The 16,672-nt window shown below is 42.8% G+C and carries 13 protein-coding genes and 3 rRNA genes (1 of these 16 running past the window's edge); 10 read left to right on the plus strand and 6 right to left on the minus strand.

Going from position 1 to position 16,672, the window contains the following annotated elements; genetic code table 11:
* From S4054249_RS02215 to S4054249_RS02230, 4 genes are all read left to right on the plus strand, one after another.
* Nucleotides 1–1,138, plus strand: a 23S ribosomal RNA gene (locus tag S4054249_RS02215) (it extends 1,745 nt beyond the left edge of the window).
* Nucleotides 1,139–1,255: 117 nt separating this feature from the next.
* Nucleotides 1,256–1,370, plus strand: a 5S ribosomal RNA gene (rrf, locus tag S4054249_RS02220).
* A gap of 46 nt (nt 1,371–1,416) precedes the next feature.
* Nucleotides 1,417–1,531 (plus strand): 5S ribosomal RNA (rrf, locus tag S4054249_RS02225).
* A gap of 661 nt (nt 1,532–2,192) precedes the next feature.
* On the plus strand, nt 2,193–3,206 hold the full coding sequence (locus S4054249_RS02230) for an IS110 family transposase (RefSeq protein ID WP_069949041.1): 1,014 nt from the start codon (nt 2,193–2,195) through the stop codon (nt 3,204–3,206).
* 259 nt (nt 3,207–3,465) lie between these two features.
* On the opposite strand, the gene S4054249_RS27125 is transcribed toward S4054249_RS02230, so the two are convergent.
* From S4054249_RS27125 to S4054249_RS02245, 4 genes are all read right to left on the minus strand, one after another.
* Nucleotides 3,466–3,588, minus strand: coding sequence for a hypothetical protein (locus tag S4054249_RS27125; protein WP_256370540.1), 123 nt, complete (start codon nt 3,586–3,588; stop codon nt 3,466–3,468).
* Between the two features lie 372 nt (nt 3,589–3,960).
* The gene (locus S4054249_RS02235; RefSeq protein WP_230851904.1) at nt 3,961–4,407 is read right to left on the minus strand and encodes a DUF3299 domain-containing protein; all 447 of its coding nucleotides are present in this window, start codon (nt 4,405–4,407) and stop codon (nt 3,961–3,963) included.
* A 60-nt stretch (nt 4,408–4,467) separates the two neighbouring features.
* Entirely contained in the window at nt 4,468–5,817 is a 1,350-nt protein-coding gene (locus tag S4054249_RS02240) for an ABC transporter permease (protein WP_046357421.1), read from the minus strand.
* Nucleotides 5,814–6,500, minus strand: coding sequence for an ABC transporter ATP-binding protein (locus tag S4054249_RS02245; protein ID WP_046357422.1), 687 nt, complete (start codon nt 6,498–6,500; stop codon nt 5,814–5,816). The genes S4054249_RS02240 and S4054249_RS02245 overlap by 4 nt, the downstream gene beginning before the upstream one ends.
* Nucleotides 6,501–6,695: 195 nt before the next feature.
* Between S4054249_RS02245 and S4054249_RS02250 the strand changes: the two genes are divergently transcribed.
* The gene (locus S4054249_RS02250) at nt 6,696–7,796 is read left to right on the plus strand and encodes a phosphoribosylaminoimidazolesuccinocarboxamide synthase (RefSeq protein ID WP_046357423.1); all 1,101 of its coding nucleotides are present in this window, start codon (nt 6,696–6,698) and stop codon (nt 7,794–7,796) included.
* Between the two features lie 385 nt (nt 7,797–8,181).
* Entirely contained in the window at nt 8,182–10,494 is a 2,313-nt protein-coding gene (locus tag S4054249_RS02255) for a bifunctional diguanylate cyclase/phosphodiesterase (protein WP_046357424.1), read from the plus strand.
* Nucleotides 10,495–10,506: 12 nt separating this feature from the next.
* Here the strand turns inward: S4054249_RS02255 and S4054249_RS02260 are convergent, their stop codons facing one another.
* Nucleotides 10,507–11,511 (minus strand): glycosyltransferase family 9 protein, encoded by a 1,005-nt coding sequence (locus tag S4054249_RS02260; protein WP_046357425.1) that lies wholly within the window; start codon nt 11,509–11,511, stop codon nt 10,507–10,509.
* A 90-nt stretch (nt 11,512–11,601) separates the two neighbouring features.
* Here S4054249_RS02260 and S4054249_RS02265 point away from each other — a divergent pair, with 90 nt between their 5' ends.
* A complete protein-coding gene (locus S4054249_RS02265) occupies nt 11,602–12,438 on the plus strand; it encodes a sulfurtransferase (RefSeq protein ID WP_046357426.1) in 837 nt (278 codons plus the stop codon).
* Nucleotides 12,439–12,453: 15 nt separating this feature from the next.
* On the opposite strand, the gene S4054249_RS02270 is transcribed toward S4054249_RS02265, so the two are convergent.
* Nucleotides 12,454–13,647 carry an ROK family transcriptional regulator gene (locus S4054249_RS02270; RefSeq protein ID WP_046357427.1) on the minus strand — a complete coding sequence of 398 codons (1,194 nt, stop codon included), beginning with the start codon at nt 13,645–13,647 and terminating at the stop codon, nt 12,454–12,456.
* A gap of 196 nt (nt 13,648–13,843) precedes the next feature.
* Between S4054249_RS02270 and S4054249_RS02275 the strand changes: the two genes are divergently transcribed.
* The 3 genes from S4054249_RS02275 to S4054249_RS02285 all read left to right on the plus strand — a co-directional run bounded on the left by S4054249_RS02275 (nt 13,844) and on the right by S4054249_RS02285 (nt 16,657).
* Nucleotides 13,844–14,953 carry a substrate-binding domain-containing protein gene (locus S4054249_RS02275; RefSeq protein ID WP_145924968.1) on the plus strand — a complete coding sequence of 370 codons (1,110 nt, stop codon included), beginning with the start codon at nt 13,844–13,846 and terminating at the stop codon, nt 14,951–14,953.
* A 97-nt stretch (nt 14,954–15,050) separates the two neighbouring features.
* Entirely contained in the window at nt 15,051–15,872 is an 822-nt protein-coding gene (locus S4054249_RS02280; protein WP_230851785.1) for an ABC transporter permease, read from the plus strand.
* On the plus strand, nt 15,872–16,657 hold the full coding sequence (locus S4054249_RS02285) for an ATP-binding cassette domain-containing protein (protein ID WP_046357429.1): 786 nt from the start codon (nt 15,872–15,874) through the stop codon (nt 16,655–16,657). The genes S4054249_RS02280 and S4054249_RS02285 overlap by 1 nt, the downstream gene beginning before the upstream one ends.
* Nucleotides 16,658–16,672: the final 15 nt, after the last annotated feature.

Consider the following 16,672-nt stretch of genomic DNA (forward strand, 5'->3'; position numbering starts at 1 on the left):
TGGGACTGTTTATTAAAAACACAGCACTGTGCAAAATCGTAAGATGACGTATACGGTGTGACACCTGCCCGGTGCCGGAAGGTTAATTGATGGGGTTAGACTTATGTCGAAGCTCTTGATCGAAGCCCCGGTAAACGGCGGCCGTAACTATAACGGTCCTAAGGTAGCGAAATTCCTTGTCGGGTAAGTTCCGACCTGCACGAATGGTGTAACCATGGCCACGCTGTCTCCACCCGAGACTCAGTGAAATTGAAATCGCAGTGAAGATGCTGTGTACCCGCGGCTAGACGGAAAGACCCCGTGAACCTTTACTACAGCTTGGCACTGAACATTGACCCTACATGTGTAGGATAGGTGGGAGGCTTTGAAGCACAGTCGCTAGATTGTGTGGAGCCGACCTTGAAATACCACCCTTGTAGTGTTGATGTTCTAACTTAGGTCCCTAATCGGGATTGAGGACAGTGCCTGGTGGGTAGTTTGACTGGGGCGGTCTCCTCCCAAAGAGTAACGGAGGAGCACGAAGGTTGGCTAAGTACGGTCGGACATCGTACGGTTAGTGTAATGGTAGAAGCCAGCTTAACTGCGAGACAGACACGTCGAGCAGGTACGAAAGTAGGTCATAGTGATCCGGTGGTTCTGAATGGAAGGGCCATCGCTCAACGGATAAAAGGTACTCCGGGGATAACAGGCTGATACCGCCCAAGAGTTCATATCGACGGCGGTGTTTGGCACCTCGATGTCGGCTCATCACATCCTGGGGCTGAAGTCGGTCCCAAGGGTATGGCTGTTCGCCATTTAAAGTGGTACGCGAGCTGGGTTTAGAACGTCGTGAGACAGTTCGGTCCCTATCTGCCGTGGGCGTTTGAGAATTGAGAGGGGCTGCTCCTAGTACGAGAGGACCGGAGTGGACGAACCGCTGGTGTTCGGGTTGTTATGCCAATAGCATTGCCCGGTAGCTACGTTCGGAATCGATAACCGCTGAAAGCATCTAAGCGGGAAGCGAGCCTCGAGATGAGTTCTCACTTTAACTTAGAGTTAACTGAAGGGCCGTTGAAGACTACAACGTTGATAGGCGAGATGTGGAAGTGCTGTGAGGCATTGAGCTAACTCGTACTAATTACCCGTGAGGCTTAACCATACAACGCCAAAGTGGTTTTAAGCTTGTTAGAAGTTAAGAATAGAAAGTAGACGATAAGAATTTAATTACGCTTCCAGATTTTAGTAAGGTGTTTTAAACATCTTGCACACAGAATTTCCTGGTAAACATAGCATTTTGGAACCACCTGACCCCATGCCGAACTCAGTAGTGAAACGAAATAGCGCCGATGATAGTGTGGGGTTTCCCATGTGAAAGTAGGACATTGCCAGGGCCCAATTTAAAAAAATAAATAATAAAAACTAAAAGCAAAGAATTTGCTTGGTGAAAATAGCATTTTGGAACCACCTGATCCCATGCCGAACTCAGTAGTGAAACGAAATAGCGCCGATGATAGTGTGGGGTTTCCCATGTGAAAGTAGGACATCGCCAAGCGCCAAATAAAAGAAACCCGTTGCAGAAATGCAGCGGGTTTTTTGTATTTAAGTCCCTTAGCAGCGGTTAAACTCGCTTATTTCACCTTGCGCAAAAAGAGCGCTCTCACTGCGTTCGCTGTCGCTAACCTTTTGCACGATAATCACCTTGCGCAAAAAGAGCGCTCTCACTGCGTTCGTTGCCATTAACCTTTTTCACCATGTCGTCCTGAACTCGTTTCAGGATCCAGACTTTGTTAGTTTTTACTCGGCTGCTGCGCTTATAGGGGTGTATTGATTATCTCTTGTTAAAATGGGTTACTTCACCTTGCGCAAAAAGAGCGCTCTCACTTCGTTCGTTGTCGCTAACCTTTTGCACGATAATCACCTTGCGCAAAAAGAGCGTACTCACTGCGTTCGTTGTCATTAACCTGTTTCACTACGTCGTCCTGAACTGGTTTCAGGATCCATGCTTTGCTTGTTTTGTGTTGGTTGCCCCGCTTATAGGGGGGGATTGATTATCTCTTGTTAAAATGGGTCACTTCACCTTGCGCAAAAAGAGCGTGCTCACTGCGTTCGCTGTCGCTAACCTTTTGCACCATAGACCCTGAAGCGATATATGGACTCCACCACATCTCACATACAGTGTAATGTGGTGTCGACCAAAACAAAGGAGTCCATATATGAATAACCGTAACGTGATTGCACTCGATCTGGCAAAAAATATTATCCAAGTCGCAAAAGTCTCTAAACATGGCGAAATTGTTTTTAATAAAGCACAGTCTCCATCTAAAGTTCGCCAAATACTCGCTAACTCTTCCCCTAGCATTGTGGCAATGGAGGGATGTGGCAGCTTTCATTATTGGGGACGGGTTGCGCAATCCTATGGTCATGAAGTGAGAGGGATGTCTCCGAAACATGTTAAGCCTTATATAAGCAAACAAAAAACAGATGCCAATGATGCTATCGGGATTGCGATTGCTGCTATACAACCAAATATGTCCTTTTCTCCAGTAAAAAATATAGAACAGCAAATTCTCCAAACGCTCACTGTGAGTCGTAAATTTTTAGATAAACAGCTGACACAACTCGGTAATCATATTAGGGCCCTATTTTATGAATATGGCATCACTATTCCTCGCTCCAAGAAAGCATTGAAAAGGGTTTTAACTGAGCGTAATGATTTACCAGAGGTATTATTGCCATTACTTAGTGTCTTAAAAGCTCAGTACCAGCACATAGAGCAATCCCTAAATGATGTTACTAAAAACCTAGAGCTGCTTGTTTCTCAAAATGAGCAATGCCAACGTGTTATTGCGCTTGAAGGTGTAGGTGTTTTAGGCGCAGCGGGGCTAATCGCCAGTTTGAGTCAAACGAAGCATTTTAAAAATGGACGATGTGCTTCAGTATATTTAGGCGTCACCCCAAAACAATTTAGCAGTGGCGGTAAAACTGTGATGCTGGGGATTGATAAATGTGCTGGAGATAAACAGCTAAAGTCCTGTTTATTTTTGGGGGTATTGTCATACATTTCTAACCTGCCGGAAAAGCCCAAGACATTGAAGCAACAATGGCTGTTAAGGTTAGTTGCTCGTTCAGGTGTAAAGCGAGCTTGTATTGCGCTGGTGAATAAAAATATCAGAACTGCTTGGGCAATGCTAAAACAAGGTACGAATTACCAACCCGCAATGATTTAAAAACATTTTAAAAAGAGTTCGACAACAATGTAATTAAAAGGTAGGACCAACCTTCTGAAAACCTGTCTGAACTTGAAGTGAGAATACACAAACGAAGCGTTTAGGACAGAAGGTGTGAATAAATCAAAGGTTAGAGAGTAGCGCTCTCAAAAGAAACCGTATATACGCAAGCATCTTTAATTTTAAAAAACATGTTGTCAAACAAGTGGAGTCCATATACAAGTTCAGGATGACGGATAGGTTGAGTGCTGTGTTATGATTACCTTTGGTTAAAACGCCTCACTTCACCTTGCGTGAAAAGAGCGTACTCACCGTGTTCGTTGTCTCTAACCTTGCGCACGATATTCACCTTGCGCAAAAAGAGCGTACTCACTGCGTTCATTGTCGCTAGCCTTTTGCACGTTAACCACCTTGCGCAAAAAAATGGCAGCGCTGCGCGCTTTCGTTATATGTTTCCCCATGTCGTACTGAGTTCGTTTCAGGATCCATTTTTGCCTGTTTTATCCCAGTGACCGTGTTAGAGTGGTACGTAGAATATCTTTGGTTAAAACAACTCATTTAACCTTACTAAAAAAGTTTGAATTTACCTTTATCAGCGCTTTTTAGTCAACCAACGCAGTGCAAAGTCACTATCAAAAGAAAGGGAAGCAAAATGGACAAGTCAATTTGAATAAGCAGTGTGTATGGTGTTGGGGGTCAACTATGAGGTTTTGCCATTTCAAAGAGGAAGTATTCTTACTTCCTCTTTGAAAAGTTAAAGTTCGAACGGTGCGACACCAACCGCTTTCATTGTGTACCCTGTTTGGGCTAGCTCACTTTTATGGCTCTCTACTTTGATAGTACCAGTTACCGTTATCGCATCATATAAACTATCAATAGGCACGCCATTTTTGATTTTTACATGCACGATTTGATTAGGCGGAGGTGGTGGAACATGGATACATGCGCCAAAGTAAGGTACGAGTAAAAATTCAGTGATGACTTCGCTATTTCCTTCTAAAGGCACAACGAAACCAGGCAAGCTTACGTTTTTACCATCTAGTGCTTTTACAACCGGTGCGTCTAAGTCGGGTTGTACCCAGTTCTTATCATCGCCATCATGACTTGCGGCGTCTTGGTTGCTGATCTGTTCATGGCCTTCAGGAATTAAATCGTCCCAAAAAATCTCTTTGGGTGGTGCCGCATTAATTGATAAAGACATAAGCACCGTCACTATTAGAATGAACCAAGGTGCTATTCGAGTTGAAAACATAAAAACCTCTTAAACTTTGATACTCATGCCATCATTGAGTGAGTAAAAATATGCACGAACGGCAGGAATTGCGCCGATAAATGTACCTGAGACCATAATAACGCCTAGCAAGAGCAGTTCATAGCTACTAAGCATGGATAATGTGATAGAAATGCCAAACTGGGCTTGTAATACGCCTTTACCGATTAAAATGAGCGAGTAAAATAATGCAAGGCCTACCATACACCCGAGTGCAGTGATAAGAACGGCTTCACTGGTCATTAAAGCAAATATGTGGTGTGGCCGTGCCCCGACCGATCTAAGAATTGCAAGCTCTCTACGGCGTTGATTAAGGGAGGACAACAAGGTTGTCAACATACCAAGTAAGCTTATCAAAACAACGACACCTGAAAAAAGCATTAAGATTTTCTCGACAATATCAAGCATGCCCCACAGCTCTCTTAAAGTGACACCTGGCATAATGGCTGAGAGTGCCTCCGGCTGATAGGTATTGATATTGCGACGGACTTGCAATGTGTATAGTGGGGAGTCAAAGCCCATTAAAAATGCGGTGATTTGCTTTGGTTTACCGACCAAGTCACCAGGTTGACTGTTCAAAGCCTCATAATTATGGCTATGATGGTCGTGGTCGTGGTCGTGGTCGTGGTCGTGGTCGTGGTCGTGGTCGTGGTCGTGAGCATCATTATGGCTTTTTCGCCCGATGATGTGTGTACCTGTGTGTTTTGGACCATGCATCTGCTCAATTGCCTTTAGCGGGACATGTAATGTTTTATCCACCGGTGTCCCTGTCGGCTTTAAGATACCAACAATCACTAATGGGTTGTCATCATGATGATGAAAGCTGGTGTTTCCCATGCCATGTGCGACCACAATTTCTTGGCCTAGGTGATAATGGAGCTGTTTTGCCACTTCACTGCCTAAGACGACTTCTTGAGCATTGTGATAAGGCCGGCCGTGCTCAAAGCTGAGTGTTTGTTTGCTACCATAGCGATAATGTTCGAAATAGTTTTCGTCACTACCCAGTACAGAAAAGCCTTTATGGCTATCGCCTAAACTAATTGGGATTGTCCATGCCACACCTTTTTGCGCTTTGATATATTCATAGCTTTGCCAAGATAAACCGTTATTAGCATGGCCGATTCTGAAAACACTCGATAGCAAAAGTTGAATATCTCCGGTGCGCGCTCCAACAATTAAATCTGTGCCAGAGATTGTGCTACTGAAGCTCTGCTTTGCCTCTTGCCTGACACGTTCTATCGACAGCAGCAACATGACACTAATCGCAATGGTAAATAATGTAAGTAGAACACTGGCTTTTCGATTGATGATACTTTTAAAGGCGAGGTTAATTAATGTCATAGGCTCGCTCCATTTATGTCCTTCAAGCTGATTTTTCTATCAAATAAAGAGGCTAGGCTAGCATCATGGCTAACAAATAAGATGGTTGCTTGATACTGGTCGGCTTGTTCAAAAAGTTGTTTAATAAAGATATCTCTATTATCTGCATCTAAAGCAGAGGTCGGTTCATCGGCAATAATAAGCTCAGGTTGACCGATGAAAGCGCGTGCTGCTGCCACTCGCTGTTGTTGACCTATACTTAGCTCATTCACAGAGCGATATTGAGTCCCTTCATCAATGCCTAATTCATTGAGTAGTTTTATGGCCTGTGCCTCAGCTGTGGTATTGATCGTTTTTAAATTAGCTTGCCGGCGTTTTGAAAAGTTGCACCCCAGTAAAACATTATCGATAGGGCTTAAATAAGGAAGTAAATTAAAATTCTGGAAAATAGTACCAATATGGTCAGCTCTAAATTTATCTCTTTTGGCATCATTCAGTGCAGCAAGATTTTCATTCAAAATTTTAATTTCGCCATGTTGCGCAGTATGAATGCCTGCGAGTAGGCCCAGTAAGGTTGATTTACCACTGCCACTAGGGCCGTGTAAAAATAGCTGCTCGCCTTTTTCTATATGTAGGTGATTGATTTTTAGCGTCGGGGTAGATTGGCCCGGCCAGCTAAACGTGAGATCTGATATTTGGATCATGTAACCATCTCTGAGTACCGAGTTTCAGTCATGTTATCTTAGAATTTGTCTAGACTAAACTAAGTTTCGCTAGGTTGGTCCTGTAATGCGTTAAACAATTGTGATTTTCGTTGTGCTCGATTATCATACCACCCTCTAACCCCCTCTGTATTATGCGTCCTTTAGCAAGATGCAGCCGTTCTCTATGGAGATACAATGAGTAGCTACAAAGTTCTAGACGTCAATGACGATCTACCAATTCGCACTAAAGGTGCAGTTCATAGTGGTAAAGTACGTTCGGTTTACTGGTTAACCGATCAAGACAGCGCCAGATTAATCGAAGAAAAAGGCTATGATGTTCCTAAAGGAACAGAGCTTGCGATCATGGTTATTTCTGACCGAATTTCTGCATTCGACTGTATTTGGCAAGGTGAAAATGGTTTAAATGGTGTGCCAGGTAAAGGTATCGCGTTAAATAGTGTCGCAGCCCACTGGTTTAAATTATTTGATGAAGCAGGCCTTGCAGGTAATCATATTGTTGATATCCCTCACCCATACGTGTGGATCGTTCGCAAAGCAAGTACCGTTCGAGTGGAGGCAATCGCCAGACAATACATTACAGGCAGCATGTGGCGTGATTACAGCAAAGGCATTCGGGATTTTTGTGGTATTCAGCTACCTGAAGGCTTGCAGGCTCATCAGAAATTAGAAGAAGTGCTAATAACGCCTTCGACCAAAGGCATCATCTCCGGTGTGGAAGATGTGCCAGAAGTAGATGACGTAAATATTACGCGTAAAAACATCACTGATAATCTTGATGCATTTAACTTTAAATCCGCAGAAGATGTCACACGTTATGAGCAGTTATTAAGTGATGGCTTTAATCTGATTTCCAAAGAGCTGAATAAGCTGGATCAGATCTTCGTCGATACTAAGTTTGAGTTTGGATATGTGGAAGATTCAGATGGTGAAACTCGATTGATTTATATTGATGAAGTTGGGACGCCTGACTCTTCTCGTATTTGGGATGGACCAGCCTATCGAGATGGTAAGATTGTTGAAAACTCGAAAGAAGGTTTCCGCCAATTACTCATCAACAATGTCCCTGACAGTGACGTGTTACTGAATAAAGATCGCATGCCTGAAAGAGAGTCTTTAGCGCAATCATACAAATTACCGCAAGAAGTTATGATGTCTGTGTCTAACACTTATGTTGGCATTGCGAGTAAAATTGTGGGTAATGGGCTTGTTATCCCTCAAGACCCTCGTGCAGAGGTAATCTCTATTCTTGATGAGCAATATGGTCTCATAGACTAATTAGCTTTAAAAATGTGTCTAACAATCAGCTGCTTAAGTGATTGTTAGGCATTCGTCGTGCAATTCCTTGCTTTTCTTTTCTAAGTCACTTTTACTTAAGATGATAAAATAATCTTATGTGGCTAAGTCCTATTTTTCTGCACATACGGTACATACGAAATTGTAGCGTTCAGCTATATTTTAAAAACAAGGTTGTTTTATTTACGTCAAACACATTCAGAACAGTAGCAAGTGATGAATTAAATGAAAGATATTATCAAATATAACGGTCTGTAAATTGGGTTAGCCATCTCTGTGTAGCGATGAGAGCGTTAGATAATTCAAATCCTTGGGGTAGGTTTATTTTGTTTGAATTATCTACTCATGGGTATGGTAAAGGAACATTATGGGCACAAGTTTTAAAAACCGAATAATTGTACTGTGTGTCGGTCTCGTACTGATAACCGCTGTGGCCAGTCTTGCCGGTTTTTGGTGGTCGACGAGTGAGTTTAAAGAACGTCAAGTTCAACAAGATATCCAAAAAGCGCAAAGCGTCTACCAGCAATATTTAGTTGCTCGTGAAAGACTATTGGTGACTGCTGCTTCCGTATTGACTCAGGACTTTGGTTTTAAACAAGCTGTTGCAACGAGAGATGCGTCTACAATCAGCAGTGTCTTGTTCAATCATAGCCAAAGGATCAATGCTGAGCTGATGCTGTTATTGGATATGCGGGGTAAGCTGATTTCCACTAACCAGAATCAACTAGAATTACCGCAAGATATGAGACCTTTAGTAAAGGAGCTATTGGCTCATGAGGAGCGTTCGGCTTTTGTGGTGTTGGATAAAAAACTATATCAAGCCATTATTCTACCGGTCAAAGCACCTAGAACTATTGCATTTACGATTGTCGGTTTTGTGGTTGATGAACCAATTGCACAGCAATTAAAAGGCCTAACAGGCATGGAGATGAGTTTTATCAGTCAGGGTGAGCGAATGAAAGCCAGCTCTATTCAATTGCCAGAAGACCGTGACTTATTTGCCTACCTTCATGAGCAGAAAATCAATCGTTGGTTAGGCGAATACCCTTTGTATGTAAATGCAGAAGTGGCACTCCCATCATTGACTAAAGTACCAGTTAGCTTAGTCCTCAGTGCTGATTTGCGCGCTGAGTATGAGGAGTTTGACCAGCTCGTACTTACTATTGTTTTTCTCTCATGTATTACCATGCTATTCGGTTTTGTCACCAGTGGTTTTTTGGCGCGAAATTTAGCAACGCCATTGCAACAGCTCACGGTAATGGCAAGGCGATTTGCAAAAGGTGATTATAATGCACAAGTGCATGAAACACGCCCGACCAAAGAGATTTGCCAACTGGTGGATGCTTTTCATGAGATGGGCGATGACATTCAAGCCCGTGAGAAGAAAATTCGCTTTCAAGCCAGTCACGATGTACTGACTGGTTTTTACAATCGCACCTCAGCTTTACCTATCCTAGATGCCTTGTTTTCGACAGAGCAAGTCTACTACTTGTTGGTGTTAGATATTAAGGGATTGAGACACATCAATGATAAGTTGGGGCCTCGTATAGGTGATAGTTGTATACAAGCGGTTGCAGAGCGAATAGAGCAGGTGACAGCTGACTTTGAAGGGCTGAATGTAAGACTTGGTGGTGATGAATTTTTAACTGTTCTTTTGGCAAAGCCAGACTCGACTATGGAGCAATGCGTAGACAACTTCTTAAATAAGCTAAATCCCAGTTATACAGTGCATAACTTTGATATCAACTTACGTTTTAGTGTTGGTGTCGTGCATATTCCAGAACAAGCTGACAATGCTGACGACAGTATCCGACGGGCTTTAATTGCTGCTGACAATGCTTCACACGGCGTTGAGGATGTGTATTTCTATCAAACGGGAGAAGACGAGGCTTATTTAGAGCGGTTGGAAATTGTTGACGAATTAAAGCAAGCATTGGTTGCAGACGATGGCCAGCTTTTTATGACCTATCAGCCTAAGTTGAATATGCGCACAGGTGTAGTTGATAAGGTTGAATCTTTGATCCGTTGGAAACGTACTAATGGAGATTGGGTGTCACCAGAGCTATTTATTGATCTCGCAGAGCAATCAGGATTAATTGTTGATTTGACACAATGGGTGTTGAAAACAGTTGTATCGCAAATATCAGTGTGGACAGCGCAAGGCTTAACGATGAAAGCGGCGATCAATGTGTCAGCCCAAGATATCGCAGATATCGATTTCATACCTCATTTGCAGGCCATGTTAAATGCTTACTCCGTACCCGCAAACCTGATCACGATTGAACTGACAGAGCGGGATATGATCGAAAATGAAGAGAAAGGGATAGCCGCGCTGATTGCACTCAAAGAAATTGGGGTGCATATTTCGCTGGATGACTATGGTGTTGGGCAGACCTCTTTGGGGCGCCTTAAAATGCTACCCATTGATGAATTGAAACTCGATAAGGTCTTTATTTTAAAGTTGGCGGGTTCACATCAAGATCAATGTATTGTCCGATCAACAATCAGTTTAGGGCATCAACTTGGGTTTTCTGTCGTTGCTGAAGGCGTAGAAGATGTAGAGTCATTGAAGCTCTTGGAAGAAATGAAATGCGACTATGCACAAGGCTATTATTTAAGTCGGCCTTTAAAGGCGGATGATTTCACACAATGGCTAGGTCAATATCATAAAGCGGTTTAAGGGACTAAAGGCTTATTTGATAAGTTCAAATAGTGCTTGGCTGATAGCTTGCGGCGAAATGTCTCTTATCATTTGTGATTCAGACAGTGACATTGATTGGTGATGAAGTGCGATTAAGTTCTGCTGTTTTGGCGCGACGATAGACCACGGAGATGTACCTTGACCAATGATGGCAACACAGGGGGTGTTACACGCAGCTGCAATATGCATCGGCCCCGAATCAATCGAGATCATTGCATCCATATTACCAATTGTGTCGACTAATATATCCAGCGTCATACGTCCCGCTAAATTCGTCACTGACTTATTTTGCTTAACTAATTCTTGTGTGAGCGTTTCCATCTCATCTCGCTCTGCGCTATCCCCTAACAAATAGAGGTGTATATCTTGATATGCACTTAATCGTTTGAGTAGCGCGAGTGATAAATCATGGGGGTAACACCGATGTCCTTTTATTGTTCCACCAAGGTAAAGCGCTATTTTTAGCTTACCTTTTAGTGGCTGCTCTAATTTTTGGGGGGTGAGTGTAGGTTTATTAAATGTTTCAAAGGGCTTGCCATGAGGTTCATTAACCAGCTGGCAGTAACGATAAATATAATGTTCACATGGGTTGAGTTTTAATGCATGGCTCAATAAAGGGCTTCTAGCATTTTGTGCATAACCTATGATAGTTTTTATGCCAGCTAGCTTCATTAAAAGTGCGTCGCGTAGCGAGCCCCTGAACAATACGGCTGCTGAGATATTATAGCCTTTAAGTATGCGAGACATGCTAAGAATATTGTGTGGTGCATCATAATAATGGCGTTTGTCGGGTATGAATTCTACGCCATAATGATCTGCACGAGAAAATAAGCTGGCCATAAATGGCCTGCCTAAAACGTATATGCGTTGTGTTGGATACAGGTTTTGTAATAGTTCCAGAGCTGGCAGGGTATTAATTGCATCCCCAATAAATTTAGGTAATACGGCTAAAATAGCGCCGCTTACTTGACCTGAAACAATGACTTTACTACCCATACATTATATTTGTGATATACATTAAAGCTCCCTAGTATAGCGTTTGCTTTATTAGAATTTAACCGGAACTAATTAAATAAGTGTTCAAAAATGGCAAAAAACTTAAAAAGTAGTCAATGGGTTTATGAAAATCGTCAAGATGTGGTTATTCTTGATGCTGGAATAATAAAGCCAGGCGAACAAGGTGTTTACCAACCGACAGCAATTATTCCTGGTGCGTTACGTTTTGATATTAGTCATACCTTTAGTGATCATGGAAGTGCCTTACCTAACATGATGTGTTCATCGAACGTGTTTCAAGCTGAAGTGCGCCAACTCGGTATTAATAATACCGATACCATTGTTGTCTATGATGATAAAGGTTTGTTTAGCGCAGCAAGAGCTTGGTGGATGTTCAAATCAATGGGATTTGACCAAGTCTTTGTCTTAGATGGCGGATTAAAGTACTGGCAGTTCTGTGGCTTAGATACAGTGACTGAGTATGCATGTGCCCAGACATTAGGTGATTTTAAAGCACACCCACAAAAACGCTATTTTATAGACAAAAATGCAGTTTTGTCTGGTATCGATTGTCCAGATACTTTGCTCATTGATGCCAGAGGGGGAAAACGCTTTGCAGGACAAGGTGCCGAACCGCGCTCGGGGAAGCGTCAGGGTCATATTCCAAATAGCGTGAACTTACCGTATAGCAGTTTGCTCACAGAACAGGGGTTGTTACGGCCTATTGAGGAGATTGCAAGACAATTGGAAGCACTAGGTGCTATTTCACATGAAACTACCTTACAATTTAGTTGTGGCTCAGGGGTCACCGCCTGTATTTTAGCTTTGGTTGCAAATGAGTGTGGTTACGCCCATTTACAGGTATATGATGGTTCCTGGAGTGAGTGGGGAGGATTGGAAAATGTTCCAATCACGACAAGATGTTAAATACGATTAATAGTATTAATCTTGGCGCAGAAAAACACTCTCTTGCAATGGAGTGCCTTGAAAAAGCTTGGGTATGTAAAGTGTTTGCATATTCTTATTACTCAACGCTGCATGTAAAGGTAATGTGGCGACGCCAGATAAAGCGACGCTATTGATATTTGGCACTTTAATAAGCCTGACAATATCTCGCTTGCCAAGTTGCGCAATTGAGGGAATAAAAGGTCTGAGTGAGCAGATCAGCTTATCCAAGCATGTTTCACTGAGGTCACTGCCTATAATAATAGTTTGGGTATTTAGTAAAGATTCCAGAGTATGAATAGCAATTCGAAGTGGCTCAGTGGCCTGGTTTATCCAGGTTGCACATTGTAGATGCTTTGATGGGTCTAGTGCACTGATTGGAATAGTGGAATCCGGGCTATTTGCAATAAAAGTTGCTAAGGAATCTACAGATGAGAACTCATTGAGTGTGCCCCATTCTCCCGTTTTGTCATTGTGTTCAGGAGTGACAAACATATCACCTATCGCGCCAGTTAAGCCGTTTTGACCAAGCATAATTTGCCTGTCATAAACAACAGCAGCTTCCACTTTGTTACCTATATGAATATATACAAAGTTATGTACGGTTTTTGCTTCTCCGAATAACATTTGATATGCAGCACATGCTGATGCAGTCGTTTCTAAAGCGATTGGTAAATGAAGTCGCTCACTCAGCTGAGCTTGTAATGTTTGGTTGAGCTGATGTTGAGATATTGCATCGCCTTGACTGTTATTAATAGAAAGACCGATAGCTAATATGGTCTGCATACTGACATTATTTGTTGCAATGAACTGCTCCAAAACATGCCCAATGTCTGTCGCTCTGAGTGGGGAAGTGAGTTGTTTAGTTATTTTACTATGGCATTCGCCATTCAGATAATACAACCCCAGCTCTAATAGTTCTGGGGTAATACGGATTGCGCACGTAAACGCGGCATGTTTATTTAAACACAGCATTTTAGAAGGCTTACCAGCCCCTTCGGAGCGCTTTATACCCATTTCTTCAACGAGGTTTATCGCGATCAGCTCTTCGACCATGTTAGTAATTGTTTGTTTGGTCAGTAATGTATTTCGTGCAATGTCTGCACGTGAAATGGGACCAAGTGTGACAATCTGCGTCAAAACTAAACGTAAGTTAACGGCTTTATTTTGTTTAGCGTTTGACCCTTTCACTGTGTACCCTTTTTAGTTTATGCATATAGATATCATGTTTCAGAGTGCCTATCTTATTACACATGGCATTATTTTCGAATAGTTTAAAAGGCGTATGCCGACATCTCATCTGTTGGAGGTGAAGTAAAACTATTTGACAAACATTAGAGTGCTGATCAAATGTACGTATTCAGGTTTTCATTAAAGGAACTATTCGATGAAGTGCCGCGACCTAATGTCGAATGGCTGGGGCCAGTATTTACGTTGGCAGTTAATCGCCATTTGGATGTGTGCTATTGCCATGACTCCAGTGGCGGTGGCTCAAGGGAGTACCGAATATCTCTTATCTCAAAAGCAAGAAACTCAAGTACAAAAGGCAAAACTTACCGCCGTTATGGCATGGCATGGTTCTAGCCCTTGGATAAACGCGGTCACTTTGGGCGCAAAAAAAGAATTTCAGCGTTTGGGCATAGAGTTACTGGCAGTGACTGAAGCGCATTATGATCCCGTTAAGCAGATAAGTGATTTAGAGACCTTAGCAGTATTACAACCTGACATTGTGTTGTCACTGAGCATTGATGGGTTAAGTTCAAAACCAAGTTATTTGCGTCTAAGTAAAGCAGGGTCGCAGTTGGTACTGCTGAGTAACCCCATTATTGGTTTTAATCATGGCGCAGACTATGCCGGCTTAGTGGGCGTTGATATTGAGGGGATGGGGCAAGCCGCTGCAAAATTGCTTGCTCAAGCCATCGTTGCCCGAGGAGAGGTAGGGATGATTTATCATGACGCAGATTACTACATTACCAACCAACGAGATGATGCGTTTGTACAGGCGCTTAAACAATATAGTGAAATACAACTGAGTGTAAAAAAGGGGTTTGTTAAAAAAAGCCAAACAGCGCAGCTGACAGCAGCAATGATTATCCAAAACCCCAGTATTAAAGCGATTTACGTATCTTGGGATGCTGCTGCAGAAGGGGTTATTGAGGCATTAAGGATTGCGAATCGTAAGGACATTAAAGTAATCACCCATGACCTTGGCACTAATAACCTGATTGATATGGCATTACATGGCAGTATGTATGGCACGGTGTCAGACCGCCCTTTTGAAATCGGTACCCGCATGGCCAGAATTGGCGCGAGTGCAGCGATTGGAGTGGCCACGCCAAAATATACTCAGGTCAGTTATAACTTAGTCACTCGCCAAAATATCGAGGCCTCATGGCACCTTGCATTTCAAACCCCGCTTCCCGTCATCTTGCAAACAGCGCTGACACAGTCTCCATCAGTGAGTTCATTGTTCGATAGAGGTGATGATGTTCAGTAAGTTAAATAGATACTCATTAGTGTACTATGCGTTTGCATTTTTCCTGCTCGTTTTTGCTATTACACTATCGGATACGGCCTTTTTTACGAGTATAAATTTGCTGAATATTTTAGTGCAAACCGCGCCTATTATCGTGATGGCGATAGGGTTGAGCTTTGCTTTGTCTATTGGGCGTATTGATTTATCAATTGGCGCTATTGTGGCGCTATGCGGTTTGGTCGCTGCGTGGTTATTGCCAATTTATGGTGTCATTATCGCCGTTTTTGTTGCGATATTACTAGGGGCCGCCATTGGCGCATTTAATGGCTATCTGTGTGAGTATCTGACGGTTCACCCATTCATTATAACTTTGGGTGTGCTTGGGTTACTGACCGGTATCGCAAGGCAGTTTTCTGGGCTGCAATCCATACCTATTGTAAATACGCAATTTATCGAATTGTTTGGTCATGGTGCTTTATTTGGCGTGCCTAGCTTCATATTGTGGGTAGGGAGCGGAGCGTTCTTTGCCCAAATTGTGCTGACTAAATTACGCTTTGGATCCCATTTAATCGCTGTGGGCACAGATCAATCAGCTGCATATCGTATGGGTCTCAAGGTTTCGAGAATACGAATTACAGCAATGACTTTATGTGGCGTGTTTTGTGCCTGCGCAGGGGTACTGTATGGGGCAAGAATGCAAAGTGCAAGATACTCAATTGGTGAATCTGACCTAATGGTGGTGATTGCTGCGGTGGCCATTGGAGGGGGGAATTTGCTTGGTGGGCGTGTGAATATCTTTGGGGTTGTGTTGGGGGTATGGTTAATTGGTGCCATTAACAATGCACTGATCCTCAGTGGTTTTTCAAGTAATGAGCAGGTGATGGTAAAGGGAGCTATTTTAATTATTGCTGTTGCTATGACTACACAGGTGAAAAAGTGATGAAACGCTCTGCTTTAGATCAAATCGTACTAAAAGTCAGTGAATTATGTAAAAGCTATGATGGCTTTGATGTGCTTAGAGGGGTTAATTTTACGATTAATCGAGGAGAAGTTGTTGCTTTGCTGGGGGACAATGGGGCAGGAAAGTCGACACTTGTAAAAATACTTGCAGGGCTAACTCAACCAGACAGTGGACATATAGAAATCGCTCAAAAGAGGATGAGCTTAAGCTCACCTCGTGATTCTCAAAATGCGGGAGTGGCTGTCGTTCACCAAGATTTAGCGTTGGTGCAAGCGCTCAGTGTCGTCGAAAATTTATTTTTAAACCGTGAAGTAATGCATCGAAATCGATTATTGCGAGCTCTGGGCTGGCTAGATAAAAAAACGATGTTAAGAAAAGCGCAAAAGCTATTACAGCGATTGGGGGTGACATTGGCTGATATTCACTCGCCAGTCAATTCATTATCGGGTGGCCAAAAGCAGGCTGTTGCTATTATTCGGGCCGTGTATGCAGGGGCTGATATTATTATCATGGATGAACCGACAGCAGCACTGGGGGCAGAGCAATGCGCACGTTTAGTATCATTAATCCGTCTACTGAGTTCGCAAGGGATTGCCATTGTATTAATTAGCCATAATTTACGGCAAGTTGATGCATTGTGCGATCGTGCAGTGATATTATTCGAGGGACAAACCGTTGCTGATGTTGCGATAGATGAGGTAAATCAAGCACAATTGATAGCGTATATGAATGGTGCTCAAAACGATATCGCCAAGGCGAGTTAGCTCAATTCAGAGAGA

Source organism: Pseudoalteromonas luteoviolacea (assembly GCF_001750165.1).
Classification (GTDB): domain Bacteria; phylum Pseudomonadota; class Gammaproteobacteria; order Enterobacterales; family Alteromonadaceae; genus Pseudoalteromonas; species Pseudoalteromonas luteoviolacea_G.